Origin of the sequence: Pseudoalteromonas sp. P1-9 (genome assembly GCF_001399975.1) — a bacterium.
In the GTDB taxonomy this organism is placed as follows: Bacteria; Pseudomonadota; Gammaproteobacteria; order Enterobacterales; family Alteromonadaceae; genus Pseudoalteromonas.
Genome location: NZ_LKBD01000001.1, coordinates 18,363 through 33,244 on the forward strand (window position 1 = coordinate 18,363; position 14,882 = coordinate 33,244).

16 protein-coding genes are annotated in these 14,882 nt (G+C 41.7%); 14 read left to right on the forward strand and 2 right to left on the reverse strand.

Annotation, left to right across the window (positions count from 1 at the left end; all coding sequences use genetic code 11):
* Position 1: 1 nt before the first annotated feature.
* On the reverse strand, positions 2–847 hold the full coding sequence (locus AN214_RS00065; RefSeq protein ID WP_152960677.1) for a LytTR family DNA-binding domain-containing protein: 846 nt from the start codon (positions 845–847) through the stop codon (positions 2–4).
* Between the two features lie 145 nt (positions 848–992).
* Here AN214_RS00065 and AN214_RS00070 point away from each other — a divergent pair, with 145 nt between their 5' ends.
* The 13 genes from AN214_RS00070 to AN214_RS00135 all read left to right on the forward strand — a co-directional run bounded on the left by AN214_RS00070 (position 993) and on the right by AN214_RS00135 (position 12,185).
* A complete protein-coding gene (locus tag AN214_RS00070) occupies positions 993–1,412 on the forward strand; it encodes a DUF2141 domain-containing protein (protein WP_054977860.1) in 420 nt (139 codons plus the stop codon).
* A gap of 11 nt (positions 1,413–1,423) precedes the next feature.
* Positions 1,424–2,944, forward strand: coding sequence for a carotenoid oxygenase family protein (locus AN214_RS00075; RefSeq protein WP_054977861.1), 1,521 nt, complete (start codon positions 1,424–1,426; stop codon positions 2,942–2,944).
* A 79-nt stretch (positions 2,945–3,023) separates the two neighbouring features.
* On the forward strand, positions 3,024–3,752 hold the full coding sequence (locus AN214_RS00080) for an SIMPL domain-containing protein (protein ID WP_054977862.1): 729 nt from the start codon (positions 3,024–3,026) through the stop codon (positions 3,750–3,752).
* 469 nt (positions 3,753–4,221) lie between these two features.
* Entirely contained in the window at positions 4,222–4,623 is a 402-nt protein-coding gene (locus AN214_RS00090) for a hypothetical protein (RefSeq protein ID WP_054977864.1), read from the forward strand.
* A gap of 29 nt (positions 4,624–4,652) precedes the next feature.
* The gene (locus tag AN214_RS00095) at positions 4,653–5,192 is read left to right on the forward strand and encodes an isochorismatase family protein (protein WP_054977865.1); all 540 of its coding nucleotides are present in this window, start codon (positions 4,653–4,655) and stop codon (positions 5,190–5,192) included.
* Positions 5,193–5,310: 118 nt separating this feature from the next.
* Entirely contained in the window at positions 5,311–5,538 is a 228-nt protein-coding gene (locus AN214_RS00100) for a DUF2798 domain-containing protein (RefSeq protein ID WP_054977866.1), read from the forward strand.
* Positions 5,539–5,658: 120 nt separating this feature from the next.
* Positions 5,659–8,355, forward strand: a complete 2,697-nt coding sequence (locus AN214_RS00105; RefSeq protein ID WP_082428439.1) for an Ig-like domain-containing protein — start codon at positions 5,659–5,661, stop codon at positions 8,353–8,355.
* A gap of 1 nt (position 8,356) precedes the next feature.
* Positions 8,357–8,818 (forward strand): hypothetical protein, encoded by a 462-nt coding sequence (locus tag AN214_RS00110; protein WP_054977867.1) that lies wholly within the window; start codon positions 8,357–8,359, stop codon positions 8,816–8,818.
* A 70-nt stretch (positions 8,819–8,888) separates the two neighbouring features.
* Complete coding sequence (locus AN214_RS00115) at positions 8,889–9,323, forward strand: YtoQ family protein (protein ID WP_054977868.1); 435 nt, start codon at positions 8,889–8,891, stop codon at positions 9,321–9,323.
* Positions 9,320–10,441, forward strand: a complete 1,122-nt coding sequence (locus AN214_RS00120) for an alkene reductase (protein WP_054977869.1) — start codon at positions 9,320–9,322, stop codon at positions 10,439–10,441. The genes AN214_RS00115 and AN214_RS00120 overlap by 4 nt, the downstream gene beginning before the upstream one ends.
* Positions 10,442–10,468: 27 nt before the next feature.
* On the forward strand, positions 10,469–10,942 hold the full coding sequence (locus tag AN214_RS00125) for a hypothetical protein (RefSeq protein ID WP_054977870.1): 474 nt from the start codon (positions 10,469–10,471) through the stop codon (positions 10,940–10,942).
* Between the two features lies 1 nt (position 10,943).
* Positions 10,944–11,486 carry a GNAT family N-acetyltransferase gene (locus tag AN214_RS00130; RefSeq protein WP_054977871.1) on the forward strand — a complete coding sequence of 181 codons (543 nt, stop codon included), beginning with the start codon at positions 10,944–10,946 and terminating at the stop codon, positions 11,484–11,486.
* A 3-nt stretch (positions 11,487–11,489) separates the two neighbouring features.
* The gene (locus AN214_RS00135; protein ID WP_054977872.1) at positions 11,490–12,185 is read left to right on the forward strand and encodes an aspartate/glutamate racemase family protein; all 696 of its coding nucleotides are present in this window, start codon (positions 11,490–11,492) and stop codon (positions 12,183–12,185) included.
* Positions 12,186–12,221: 36 nt separating this feature from the next.
* Here the strand turns inward: AN214_RS00135 and AN214_RS00140 are convergent, their stop codons facing one another.
* Positions 12,222–12,812 (reverse strand): carboxymuconolactone decarboxylase family protein, encoded by a 591-nt coding sequence (locus AN214_RS00140; RefSeq protein ID WP_054977873.1) that lies wholly within the window; start codon positions 12,810–12,812, stop codon positions 12,222–12,224.
* A gap of 396 nt (positions 12,813–13,208) precedes the next feature.
* On the opposite strand from AN214_RS00140, the gene AN214_RS00145 reads away from it, so the two are divergent.
* Positions 13,209–14,843, forward strand: a complete 1,635-nt coding sequence (locus AN214_RS00145) for a trypsin-like serine protease (protein WP_054977874.1) — start codon at positions 13,209–13,211, stop codon at positions 14,841–14,843.
* The last annotated feature ends 39 nt before the right edge of the window (positions 14,844–14,882 follow it).

The following is a 14,882-nucleotide window of genomic DNA, read 5'->3' on the forward strand; positions in this document are numbered from 1 at the left end:
TTTAGAGATTTAAAACCGCTTTTACATTTGCTAAATAAGTTTGCGATACTGGCACTTCGGTGCCGTTTTGCAAAACAAGAATGAGCTTGCGCCCGTCTTTTTTAGTATCTACCACGGCGTCTTTGGCTACCCACCATGAGCGGTGAGTTTGAAAACCGTCATAATGCTCAAGCTTCGCGAGTGCATCTTTAAAACGCATTAATAACAGATGCTCGCCTTTATCTGTTTTTACATTTAAGTAATGATCGTCCATTTGCAAACAAATTAACTTACCGCGTTTGGCAATGGGTAGCTCATTAATTAATTCATCAACGGCTTGGTTTTGAATGGTATCGACTTTTTTAGATTCTAATGCCAATTCTTCAGCACTTTCTTTTAGTTGCTGATGTTGTTGCATCATAAGTGTTTTAATTGAGCTCACACCGGCAATAATACCGCCGATGAATAAACTTGCGAGAAAAGACAGCGGCAGTGATTGCCAGTAGTTTTCAAACGCATCAAAAAAACGTTCAATAATATAGGGCGCTAAAAACCCCATAATAATGCTTGCTACTAGCATAGAAATAACCAACCGCACCGGCGAGTTATTCAAGGGCTCAGGAAGCACCGTCATCAACCATTTCGAAAAAAAGTGCATAGTCGGTGAATAAACAGCATACCCTGTAAAGCAAATCACAGTCCAAAAAGTCCCTGCATACAGCATATCAATTTGATGCATACCAAAGGGTCTTAAAAACGTTAAAAACACCACAAAAACCGCAACCACCAGCGAATCGCTAAGCATATCTTTCGCTCGCCATAATTCGGTTAAAGACTGATTTTGTTGGTTTATTTCACGATTCGCCAATTTAACACCACCACATTCGACTTATTTTACGAAGTTTTCAGCAGCACTGACGAAGGCGCCATTGTTGCATTAAAAAATTCACTTTAACGTTTACCTCACGAGCAAATAACTGCTCGAATAATTAACTCAAATATAAGGACAAACAATGAAACTTTTAAAACTATGCGTAATTGCTTTAAACCTTTTTATTCTACCTATATACGCGCAAACGGTGCAATTTAATATTGAGGCCGTAAAACATGATACAGGCAAACTTTATGTACAGCTGTTTAAAGGTGAAGACAATTACAAAAAGGGCAAGGCATATAACGCAGCTATTGTAAGGGCTAAAGCAGGCGATGTAATGGTGACGTTTAATGATGTTGAACCCGGTGAATACGCCATTCGCTTTTTTCATGATGAAAATGATAACGGCAGCCTCGATACCAATATGTTCAGCATTCCTGTTGAAGGGTATGGCTTTTCGAACAATGCGGTAATCAACTTTGGTCCTCCAAGCTATCGTGAAATGGCCTTTAACGTCGCTGAAGCACCCGTTTCTAATTCATCAAAAGTAAATTACTAGGAGCGTATAAAATGCAGCGAAGAGATGCGATTAAAAGCTTATTTGGTTTGTCTGTGGTGGCCGCATGCTCTCCGCTGCCCACCTTTGCAAACTTAGCGAGCAAGCAATCAGACCCTTTAGTACTAAATGCCAAACTGTTTGCCAAAGCAAAAGCCAGCAACCCAAATTTAATTGGCTTTGAAGGCCTTGAAAATGATTTACCGCTACAACAGCTTACCCTTGAAGGTAATCTGCCAAGCGATTTTAGAGGCGCATTTTATCGCAATGGCCCTGCTGTGCATCAACGCGGCGAGCAACGATACCTGCATTTGTTTGAAGGTGATGGCATGATCCAGCATTTTAACTTTACAAACAAAGGCATTACACATCAGGCAAAGTTTATACAAACACCGAAATATCAGCAGGAGCAAAGTGCCAACAGGTTTTTATTTTCAGGGCCTGATAGTCAGTTACAAAATAGCCTGTCGGTAAATAACCCCGACGCTATAAATACCGCAAATACCAATGTGATACCGGTCAATGGTGAGCTTTGGGCGTTGTGGGAAGCAGGCTCTGCAACCGCATTAGATGCAACGTCACTGAATACCAAAGATTTTGTAAACTTAGGAAACAACTCCCGTTATGGGAACAGCTTAAAAGGGCTGGCATTTTCAGCCCACCCTAAGGTTGAAGCCGATGGCACTATTTGGAATTTTGGCAGTACCATTACCGGCGACATTGTGCTCTATCAGCTAAATAAATTTGGTATCACGCAAAAAGTAAACTTGCTCAAAACTGACTATCGCGGTGGCTTGCTGCACGACTTTCTGATTACACAAAACCATTTATTAATTATTTTACCGTCTTTAGACCGAGACAAAACCGACGAACGCTTTTTTGGCGCTATTCGCTTTAAAGATGAATTACCGATGCGGGTATTGGTGGTTGATAAAAACACCCTTACTTTAAAACGTGAATACCAGCTAGATGCGGGCTTTGCCTTTCATTTTGGCAATGCGTGGGAAGATGCACAAGGCACAATCCGTTTTGATGCTAGCCTTTACCCGAATATTGAAACGCTGCATTACATGAGTGAGTTAATGCGTGGCAATACACCCGAAGCAGCACCGGCAAAAGCGGTTTTATTCACCTTAAATCAAAATGGCACATCAGATAAACAAACTGTCGATGGCATCAGCGAGTTCCCTCGTATTTACAGTCACTTAACTGGGCTAAAAAATGAGTTATTGGTGACGTTAACATCGATACAAAGTGATGTGTGGAGCGACAGTGTGCGCATTGTTAATGTTAATAATGGAAAGCAAGATACCTTTGTGTATGGCGAAGACTTTTTAGTTGAAGAGCATGTGATTGTTGATAACACACAACAAGAAGGTAATGGCTATTTAGTCGGCACAGCACTGCATGTGCCGTCAAAGCGCACCTGCGTTAATATTTTTAAAATAGGTCATATTAGTGATGGACCCATTTGCCGCGCTTGGTTGGGGCAAACATTACCGCTTGGCTTTCATGGTAATTTTGTTGCGGTTTAACAATTCTTGACAATGCTTTATGGTGAACTTATCTATAATTCACAACTCAAAACAGAGACTTATTTAAAAAGGACGCACCATGAAGCCATTGTTTTATTTATCACTGTTAGCGCTTTCAAGTTTAGCATCTGCAAACAGCCATTTACCTAACCACCGCCATATTGCAATTACCGGCTACGGTGAAACCACAGTTAAGCCAGATATCGCCGTTTTACATTTTTCGGTAGAGCATATAGATAAAAGAAGCGCAGAGGCCAAAGCTGAAGTCGATAAACGCTTTAATACCCTGTTAAAAGGTCTTAAAAAATACAATATTAGCGAAAAAGACATTATTGCATCACGCATTGCTGTATCACCGCGATACGAGTATTCGCAGCAAGAGCGCAAACAACTGCATGTTGGCTACTCTGCAAATCGCTCAATTCAAGTAACTGTGAACGATTTAACCATGCTTAGTGATGTGATGGATTTAGCGTTAAGCGTTGAAGTAAACCAAATTCAACGTGTTGAAATGGCTTCGTCAAAAGAAGAACAGCTTCAGCAAAAAGCGGTGGAACTTGCCATTGAAAATGCGAAAACCAATGGTGCAGCCCTCGCCAATTCATTTGGCGCAGCACTTGGCAAGGTTTACAGTATTAACGCGCAAAATTACGATCAAATTAAGCATTACGGAACAATGGAAAAAATGGGTAATGCACGCATGATGAGTGCTGACATGGGATCGGTTTCGCCCGGTACCTATTTACAAGATGATCTAACCTTTAAGGCCACAATCAATGTCGTGTTTGATTTAAAAGGTAAAAACTAATTAGAGGGTTAATAACAACCTATTGTGAACACATCTAATACAGCAATAATTGCTAGAAAATAATGTGTTATCTAACGCTTAGGTTAGTTATAGTGGGCAGCGAATAATCGCTGCCCAAGGTTTTTAAATTACATGCGTAAATCCGATAAAAAATTAGATAACCAAATCCGCATCGCGCTTACTACACTTTGCGAAGAAACCCTTAAAGACTTAGCGGGGTTTTGCTGGGTTACGCACACAGTTAACTTTCAAAAATTTCCGAAAAGCTTGCAAGTCACATGCGTTTTTGAAGACACACATGCCTTATCCAATTTTACTAGTAGCGAGCACTTGCACTCAATCCGCTCTCAAATAGAACAAACGCTTAAACAACTAAATATTAATACTGCTGCTATCAAAGAGTGTGTTACTTTCGTAACCAAACAGGATGCACCTTAGTGCCTGTTTACACCTATAAAATGGAGTTTTTATGATTAGATTATTACTTTGCATTATAGCATTTTCGCCAATTACCTTATTTGCTAATCAAAATGTGATTAGTGTTGATCGCGTAGTACCCCATAGTTTTGAACTGGCATTTCCAAACGAGCGCAATATCGAACCTGAATTAAGCGACTTCCATGTAAAAAACTTTGTGTTAATGAGCAACGAAAATGGTGAGCGTTTCGCCGTAGTGACCATTCAAAACCTTGCCAATGGCTCGCGTACCCTCAACCATAAACATTTAATGGCACAAGTTAGCAATGGCGCGCGTATTCGCCCATTAGCATTTGAGCAAATGTTTAAAGACGATGAAACCTTATCGCTTACCATTCAATTTGGTGAAAGTAATTTTCCATTATTAACCGTTTATTCTCGCACTAAAGGCTAAACTCAAGGCGAACAATCGAGGCAAATAACATGATTACACGTAATAATGCAGGCTTAATTGTTGTTGATATTCAAGGAAAACTAGCAAGCCTAATGGCGGGCGGTGATGCCTATATTGAACATTGTTGCGCGCTTATCTCAGGCGCGAAAATTCTTAATCTTCCGATCATTTGGCTTGAACAAAACCCTGAAAAATTAGGTGCAACACACCCTAAAATAGCAAACTTACTGGCCGACATTACGCCCATCACAAAATACACCTTTGATGCCTTTCGCGAGCCCGTGTTTATGCAAACAATTGAGCACGAAAGTAAGGCTCATTGGCTGGTCTGTGGTATTGAAGCACATATTTGTGTTTATCAAACTTGCTCAAGTTTGCTGCTCAATAATTACCAAGTACACTTGGTGGGCGACTGTATTGCATCCCGTAAAGCAGAAAACAAACAGCTTGCCATCACTAAACTACAGCAATTAGGTGCACATATTACGGGGCTTGAAATGAGCCTGTTTGAATTAGTAAAAGATTGTCGCGACGAGCACTTTAAAGCGATATTAAATTTAATTAAATAAGCTGAGCTTAAGTTAAATAATATCAATGTTTCGTGTTGTTTAATCGCATGACTTACCTGAAACACGCGCTACTATGGTAAACTTGACGCGTGTTTTATAAGTGAAGTTGTCCCCTGAAATGATCCCGAGTAAATATCAACGTTTTGTCTTTTCTTTTTTTATGGCACTGTTAATGTCATTTTTAATGTCGTTTGTTATTACCTTATTCAATGTTGGCTTTGTTGATAATTTAATCTCACTCTGGCTAAAAGCCTGGGGCTTTGCATTTGTTGTTGCATTTCCAACAGTTACCTTAGTTGCACCTGTTGTAAATAAACTCACCCGTCTTTTTGTTACACAAGATTGATAAACAAAATTTAATTAAGTCATTTAAAAACATAATATTACAATCCATCACAATCGCTAGACTTGCGCTTTCATTTACGCCATTATTTCAAATTCTTAACAATAAAAATAAAGGACTAAAATGCAAGCGCCAGTATTTAAAGCGAGCCTAATTGCATCGAGCATTCTCTTACTCACAGCATGTGGCTCTGACGACAAACCCAATAAAGCACCAACTATTTCAAGCAATATTGCCAGTGCTTACCCAGAGCGTGGTGATGTTGCTATTGCCATCACACTTTCAGATACTGACGGTAGCATTAAGTCGTCAAATGTCGTGCAAAGTAGCGGCCCAACGGTCGAGTTCACATATGCTAATGGAAATTTAAGCTTTACTGCACCAGAAGTGACTAGCGATAGCGCTGTCGGTTTTACCGTAACCGCAAGCGACAACGACGGTGCCCAATCAACGCTTAACATCAGCACCACCATTACCGATGTAAACCGCGCACCAATTGCCGACGCATCTCAAGTACAAGTTGAATTTAACCAAGCACGAGAGTTTGATTTAGGCATTTCAGATCCTGATGGCGACACGGTACAAGTTGCAATTAAAACTGCGCCGCAACAAGGTGAGTTAACATTACTTGAAAACAACGTATTTTCTTATACTCCGAGCCTAAACAGCGCTGAAGACCAAGAGTTTGAAATCACCTTAAGCGATGGCGACCTTGAAACATCGCAGCTAGTCAGCATTAAATTAGTTGATACAAGTGCTCCTGTCATTGTTACCAAAACACCCGAATCAAACGCACGTTTAGTCGCAGTTGATAGCAACATTACAATTTCATTCGATGATGTATTAGACGCAACCAGCGTTACCACTAATTCAGATGCACAATGTAGCGGCAGCATTCAGCTAAGTAACGATAACTTTTCCACTTGTGTTGCGCTTGACGTAAGCTCAGCAACAACTGATGCTACGCCAACTGTTTTAACCTTAAACCCAGCTCAAAGCCTTTCTGCATCAACTGATTACGTTATAAAAATAACGGGTGATGTTGCTAACTTCCACGGCACGTCGCTTGTTGAACAAAGCTTTACATTTAAAACTGAAAACAGCGATTTGCTTATTTCAGAAGTGTCGTCATCAAAATGGTGGGATGATAACCGTTGGGTAGAAGTTTATAACGGTACCGCCAGCCCTGTTTCACTTGCAGACTATCAAATTGTTGCCGAAAGCATTAACTATACCGATTGGAGTGATACCGGCGTAAGAGCTTTTGCACTGTCAGACAAAACTCTCGCACCGGGTGAATTTATTGTGCTGCAAGCAAAGCACGGTAATGGCTACTGGCAACAAAGTGTCGCTGAATCAAATCAGCTAATGTTAATTTCAGACGAATCAAATATTCACCCTGAATGGTACTACTCAGGTGGTTTTGTTGAATTACAAACGGTGTCTGGTACAACGGTAGATTTTGTTAGCTTTGGCGAAAATACCTATCTGCCAACTGACGCAAGCCAATGGCAAGCAGGTAACAATGCCGCGCCAATGGAAGAAAACCTAGGTATGAGTGTTGTTCGTGCAGCGCTTGATAGCGATACAAACTCAGCGCAAGATTGGCAAGTAAGCTATTACATGACGCCGGGCGGACAAAATAACGTAACCTGTAATACCGATGACGACAACGACGGCATTCCAGATTGTGCCGAACAAGAAGGCGCAACCTTTGCAGGCCTGCCACTTTATGAGTGGGGTGCTCGCGCAGGTGTAAGAGACATCTTTATCGAAGTCGACTACATGGAAAGTAATGACCCTGGTATTCAATTGCATCGCCAAGCATTAGATTCAGTTAAAGCGGCGTTTGCAGCGCAAAATATTGCAATGCATTTTGATGCCGGTGACTTATACCACCAAGCTGAAGGTATTTCGCCAGCCGACTATGATTTAGGCGGTGGTAACCAAGTTGATTTTTACGCGCAAACTAACTTTGCAGGTTCTGCAGAAGCACCAAGTATACTTGACCATAAAGTGAAAAATTTCGACATCAAACGTCGTCCTATTTTCCACTATATGTTAATGGCAAATAGCCAAGAAGAAGACGGCTCAGCAGGTTCTTCTGGCCTTGCTGAAATCAACGGTAATGACTTTATTATTTCTATGGGTAACTGGGGCTTTAGCTTAGAAACCGAAGTAGGCCGTAATATTGTGTACAACATGCAAGCCGGCACGATTATGCATGAGCTAGGTCACAACCTAGGTCTTCGCCATGGCGGTAACAACAACACCAATAATAAACCTAATCACCACAGCGTAATGAACTACTTATATCAATTAAGTGGTTTATCAACTATCGGTGAAAGCGAAGGTGACCGTTACCACCGTCGTTTCTTCTCTGGTAACAACAACTGTTTCCCAGAAGACGCACAATTAATTGATGGTTTTACCTCTGCACCAGAAGATTTCAAAATCAGCTACTCACACGGTGTTAATGGCACAATTAACGAAGCTCAAATCGATGAGTCGCTTGGTTTAGTTAATGCGAATTCTGTTGCGGTTGATTTTGATTGTAACGGTAACAGCAGTGACGTATTAACTAATTACGACTTAAACTTTGATGGCCAATTAAGTGCCGAGCTTAACGACTTTAACGAATGGGATAACTTAGTACTTAACTTTACTCGTTATTGGAGTGGCGCAAATGGTGGCGCTACGGTTTCATCAAATGAGCAACAAAAACCACAAAATGTTATGGACTCTGATCTACAAGAAGTTATTGTTGAGCAAGCGCCGTCTAAGGAGCTGTTAAAAATGATTTCTACTGCTGGTAAATAAGATGAAAAGAGTAACGATTACAATCTTATTGTTACTCTTGGTGGGCTGCTTTGATAGCAGCTCGCCAGATTGGCAATTGACTAACACCGGCTTAAGTTATCAAAACGTTGCGGTAAATTTTAACGCGCAAACACTGGCAAATTGCCGTGATTGCAGATTAAAAAATACATCTCAACACTCGCCTCAAGGCCCTGTTAAATTTACCGGCCTCTACCAAAAAGATGCGTTAGTTGCCGCTTACGGAGAAAACGCGCAATTAGAGGTTAAAATTCCAAACGATGCTGGGCGAACCGTGTTTAAGGTGTTGGCTAAAAACAACGCGTGGCAATTAGAAAGCGAAAGCAACAGCTATGTTTTGAGCGAAGGTGAAGTGACGAATGTTACCATGTATGGTACTAATTACGTTATTTTACCGCTGAAACTCTCTAAGCAACGCATAAACTATATTTGGCTAAAGCAATAGGTTAGGGTTGAGTTGGCTAGTTAGTATGAAATTAGCCAACAACGCACAACATATAAGTAAGGGGCATTTTATGAAAGTTTATTTATCAGGTGAAATCCACAGTGATTGGCGCGAGCAAATTACTGCTGGCTGCCAAGCTAAAAATCTCGATATTCAGTTTGTCTCACCAAACACAGATCACGAATCTAGCGACGCTGCAGGCGATTGCCTAGGCGAAGAAACTAACCCATTTTGGCGTGACCACAAATCGGCAAAAGTAAATGCAATACGTATTCAAAATGCCATTAAATCATGTGATTTAGCGATTATTCGCTTTGGTGACAAATACAAACAATGGAATGCCGCATTTGATGCGGGTTATTGTGCCGCCCTTGGCAAGCACTACATTACGCTGCATAGCGAAGAAATTGTTCATGCATTAAAAGAAGTAGACGGTAGCGCGCAAGCGTGGGCTACATCACCATCACAAATTGTCGAAATTTTAGCGTACACGCTTAATTCATGAATTTAAGCCTGTTTGATCCAATCCAATTAGGATCAGTAACACTTAAAAATCGCATTGTTATGGCGCCTATGACGCGTTCGCGGGCGTCGCAACCGGGCAACATTCCTAACGACCTAATGGCAACCTATTATGCACAGCGTGCAACTGCGGGCTTAATTATTAGTGAAGGAACGCCTATTTCAGCGGTAGCGCGCGGCTATTCACTTACGCCAGGTATTTACACTGAACAGCAAATCGCTGGTTGGCGAAAAGTTACACATGCAGTACACGAGCGTGGCGGCAAGATTTTTGTTCAGTTGTGGCACGTTGGCAGGCGTTCAAGTACTGCTATTGAAGGATTACAACCACTGGCGCCATCGGCGATAAAAGAACCTGATAAAGTTTACGGCCCGCTACAAAATGGCGAACTTGGCATGATAGACACCACAATGCCAAAAGCCATGGATTTAAACAATATTCAAAATACGGTGAATGACTTTGTTATTGCTGCGAAAAATGCCATGCAAGCGGGGTTCGATGGGGTAGAAATTCACGGTGCACACGGTTACTTGCTAGATCAATTTATGCGCCGTTATGCCAATACACGCGATGATAAATACGGTGGCTCAATTGAAAACCGTATTCGATTAACAGTTGATGTGTGCCAAGCCGTGGCTAATGCAATTGGCAGCGACAAAGTGGGACTACGTATTTCGCCATTTGTCACAAGCAGCTTTCAACAGCATGACCGCGACATGCCAACCTTAACCCTAGCACTTTTAAAGGCGCTCGCACCAATCAAGCTCGCTTATTTGCACCTATCTGAAAATATTGGTAATTATCAGCCAATCACCGATACGTATCGCAAAAAAATACGCTCGCTTTACCCACATCCAATAATGTTGGCGGGCGGTTTAACGCAAGAGACTGCTAACTGCTTTTTAAATAACGGTACGGCAGACTTATTTGCCTTTGGTACAGCCTATATTTGTAACCCCGATTTAGTTGAGCGCATGCAGCGCAATATGCCAGTAACGCAATTAGCCAATGATGCGCACAGTACATTTTATGGTGGCGGTGAAAAAGGCTATACCGACTACCCAACCAGTTGCAGTTTTGCACAAAAATCCGTACGCTAGCGCGTCTCTCATCAAAATGGAATTATGATGACTAAACACCTCATTACTTTACTCTTATTATGTAACCTGTTTGCCTGTGCCATGTCGCCTTTTAACAACGACATTAAACAAGGGCATTTTCGTATTGAAAATACCAGCTACGATAATAACCAAGGTAGAAAAGAATATGTTTACCTAATGTGCCATAAGCACAAACCCGCCACTTGGGTTACGGCAAGGCAATACCCTGCGGGTAAACACAATATTTGGGTAAAAGCGACGTACCAAGAGGCAAATAACCACAACTCGTACCAAGTTGCATTTGCCAATTTCAACCTCACATTGCCAGCTGGCGGAAACTATCAACTCGCACACACCATTCACGATGAGTCGATTTCAATTTGGTTGCAAGACATCAATACACTTAGCGCAAAATCTGAAGTGATTACTGCTAAATTAACTCGCAACAATATTGCAAACAGCACTAAACTTATTAATCAATGTAAGCAAGGAACTGTTTAACATGCAATTTGAATCCATTTCTCATCATGCAACGGCCGATATCACTGCGCTCTTTACCCATGTTTTTAGCGACGCTGATGGCGCAAAAGCAGGGTTACAAATCGGCGAACTCACCGAACGCATGCTTAATGACTGCACAAGCGATGAACTGATTGGCTTTGTTGCTAAAGAGCACGATACGCTTTTTGCCGCTGTACTGTTTAGTAAATTATGGATTAGCAACCAGCCAAATCTTACCGCGGTGATCCTCTCGCCAATGGCGGTGGCATCTTCGCAACAAGGTAAAGGCATCGGGCAAGCACTCATAAACCACGCGCTTACGTATTTTAAAACACACAACGTGGATTTTGTTGTTACCTATGGCGACCCTAATTTTTATAGTAAAACGGGGTTTCAAGCGGTGGCTGATACTCAGTTAATTCCACCCTTTTCACTGTCGTATCCACATGGTTGGCAAGCGGTTGCGCTTGACGATAAACCACTTAGCGAATTAACTGGCGAAGTACGTTGCGTATTGCCTCTTAATCAGGCGTGTTATTGGTAATTTATGAAAACAATCGGTCTTTTAGGTGGCATGAGTTGGGAGTCTACGCTCAATTACTACAAAGCCATTAACCAAGGTGTAAAAGCCGCGCTTGGCGGGCTTAATAGCGCAGAAATTTTACTTTACAGCATTAACTTTGATCATATTGAAAAACTGCAACGGGCAGGCGAATGGCAAAAAATGGGCGACATGCTAGCAAAATCCGCGCAAGATTTAGAAGCAGCAGGTGCGCACTGCCTACTTATTTGCACCAACACCATGCATAAAGTAGCGCACCAAATTGAAGAGAATATTTCGATTCCGCTGCTGCATATTGCCGACGCCACCGCAGCACAATTGATACAAGATGATATATCGCGCGTTGGTTTACTTGGCACCGCATTTACCATGGAACAAGGCTTTTATAAAAACCGCCTAACAGAAAAGTTTGGTATTGATGTTATTGTACCCAACCAAGAAGATCGCGACTGTGTACATAACGTTATTTACAACGAGCTATGCCTTGGCGAAATCAATCTAGAGTCAAAAGAACGTTATCTTTCAATCATCAATAAACTTCACCGCCAAGGTGCGCAAGCGATAATTCTTGGCTGTACTGAAATCGCATTATTAGTATCACAAAACGATACGGAGATTCCCCTTTACGACACCACAGGCATTCATGCTGATGCCGCCGTGAAGTTTGCACTTAAAAAATAACTTTTAAGTGCAATACTCAGTTTTTCAATAATTCACTTATTGGTGTTTACCAACCTGCCACCCATTGTGTGTTAGGTGTTCTTTTCCTGCGGCAATAGCGCCTGCTTCCATGGTTGTGCCCATGCTATCGTTCCAGCGGTTTAAATAACCAAATAGTGATATAACACCCAAAATTTCAACCACTTCGCCATCATCCCAATGTTCTTTTAAATTTGCCGAAATCGCATCATCAACCGCGTTAGGCACGCTTGAGGCTGCTAAGGCAAATTCAAACGCCGCTTTTTCAGCATCACTGTATAAATCGTATGATCTAAATTGCCAAATATGCTTTAAACGTTCTTCGCTACCGTCATAACGCTCAGCCGCTAAAATTGTATGTGCTTCGCAGTAACGGCAACCGGTATTTGCGCTGGTGATGTAACCAATTAAACGCTTTTGCTCTGCTGTTACGCGCCCATCATTTGCCATTACTGCTTTGTTTAAATTAATAAATGCGCGGGCTATTTCTGGGCGAATTTGCATGGTTAATACACTATTTGGGCAAAACCCTAAGGTTTCGTTAAAGAACTTTGCAAGTTCTGCCACTTCGCTATCGTGATCGGGTGATAAAGGGGTTACTAACGCCATGCTATTTCTCCTGTTGATTATATTTATGTTGCATATGCAACATAAATATAATCAAGCCAGTGGCCACTGTCTATCATTTTAAAAACTTAGTTTTTTATAACCAAAATTACTAACCAAGTATGAATTACTGAAAGATCTAACCAAATTTTTATATTTTTTAAGATTAGTTTTTGCTTTCACCTTGCTAATAACGCGTTAAACAATCTGTTTGAACGTGAGTTCAAAATATACAATGTAAATAAATTGTTACACACAATCTTTAGGCACTCTCTTGCCTGTATAAAAATAAAGCAAAAATTCAAACTGGAATGACCAGCTCATAAATTAAACCAAAAATTGATTCTGAGGTGTATCTGAGATTTATTTGTATACAACAATAACAACAAAGGAAATACCATGAAGATTAAACTTCTTTCGCTGTCCTTATTCTCAACTTTGCTTGCGTCAAGTTACAATGCAAACGCTTTTATTGAAGTAAAACCAAACATTGTGGGTGGTTCAGAATCAACACCTTATTCCAGACCATATCAAGTAGCACTTATCATGAATGGTCGCCAAGGTTGTGGCGGTACATTGATAAGTAAAGACTGGGTGTTAACTGCAGCGCACTGTTTAGATAACGCCTCAACAAGCTCATTGAAAGTACGTGTTGGCGCACACAGCATAAGCCGTAACGATGGGCAAATCATTGCTGTATCTCAGATAATAAATCATGAATATTGGCGTGGTGCTAATGGCATTCGCAGTGGTTATGATATTGGCCTACTGCGCCTTGCATCACCTGCAAGCAGCGAATATACCCCTGCCAAACTGCCAACACAGCAAATTGAACAAACTTATGCCGATGTTGGTGACCGCGTAACGGTTTCTGGCTGGGGGCTTACCTACAACCAAGGCTCACCGAGTGATGTACTTCGTGAGGTACAATTGCCAGTAATATCGAATAGCAGTTGCTCTAGCCAGCTCAACTACAACATACCAAATTCGGTAATTTGTGGCGGTGGCACAGGTGGCGTTTCAGCATGTAATGGCGACAGTGGTGGCCCATATGCGGTAAAAGTAGGTAATGATTTTTACAGCATTGGTACGGTAAGTTGGGGCATTGCATGTAGTGGCGCAACGGCATTTACTCGCACTACCAGTTACCTTGATTGGATCAAACAAAAAACAGGCATAGGTGATGACACAACCGACAACGCACCAACTGCCAATTTTAGCTTCACAATTAATGGCTTAACTGCACAGTTTAGCGATTCATCAAGTGATGATAATGGCATAAACAGCTATCAATGGGACTTTGGTGATGGCAGCTCAAGCCAGCAGCAAAACCCAAGCCACCAATATCAGCAGGCAGGTACCTACACCGTAAAATTAACCGTGGTTGATACAGCAAATCAAAGCAACAGCTTAACTAAGTCGGTTACTGTATCAGAGGGTAATCAATCTGGCTGTGATGGTCTAACTGCTTGGTCATCAACGCAATCGTATGCCCTTGGTGATAAGGTAAGCTTTAATGGCCGTAAATACGAAGCAACTTGGTGGTCTACAGGCGCACAACCCGATGTTTACAGCAATGTATGGCGAGACTCTGGTACCTGTGGCACTACAGGTGGCGACCAAGCACCTAATGCTGATTATAGCTTTAGTGTGAGTGGCTCTACTGTGCAATTTAGCAACCTTTCGTCAGATGACAACGGCATTACAAGTGTCGATTGGCGCTTTGGTGATGGCAATACATCACAAGCGACAAGCCCATCTCACAGCTACGCTTCAGCGGGTAATTTCACTGTGACGTTGACAGTAGTTGATAACAGCGGTCAAACTGACAGCATTGCAAAAACGCTTACAATTACAGACGGCAACCAGAATAACTGCCAAGCCCCAACATGGGACGCGTTACAGGTGTATTTTGCGGGCGATCAGGTATCGCTTAACAACAAGGTATACCAAGCAAACTGGTGGACTCAAGGTGAAAACCCTGAGCAATCGGGTCAATGGGGCGCATGGTCATTAGTTGGTCAGTGCCAATAAACTAAAAGGCGCCAATTGGCGCCTTTTTTCATTTTTAAA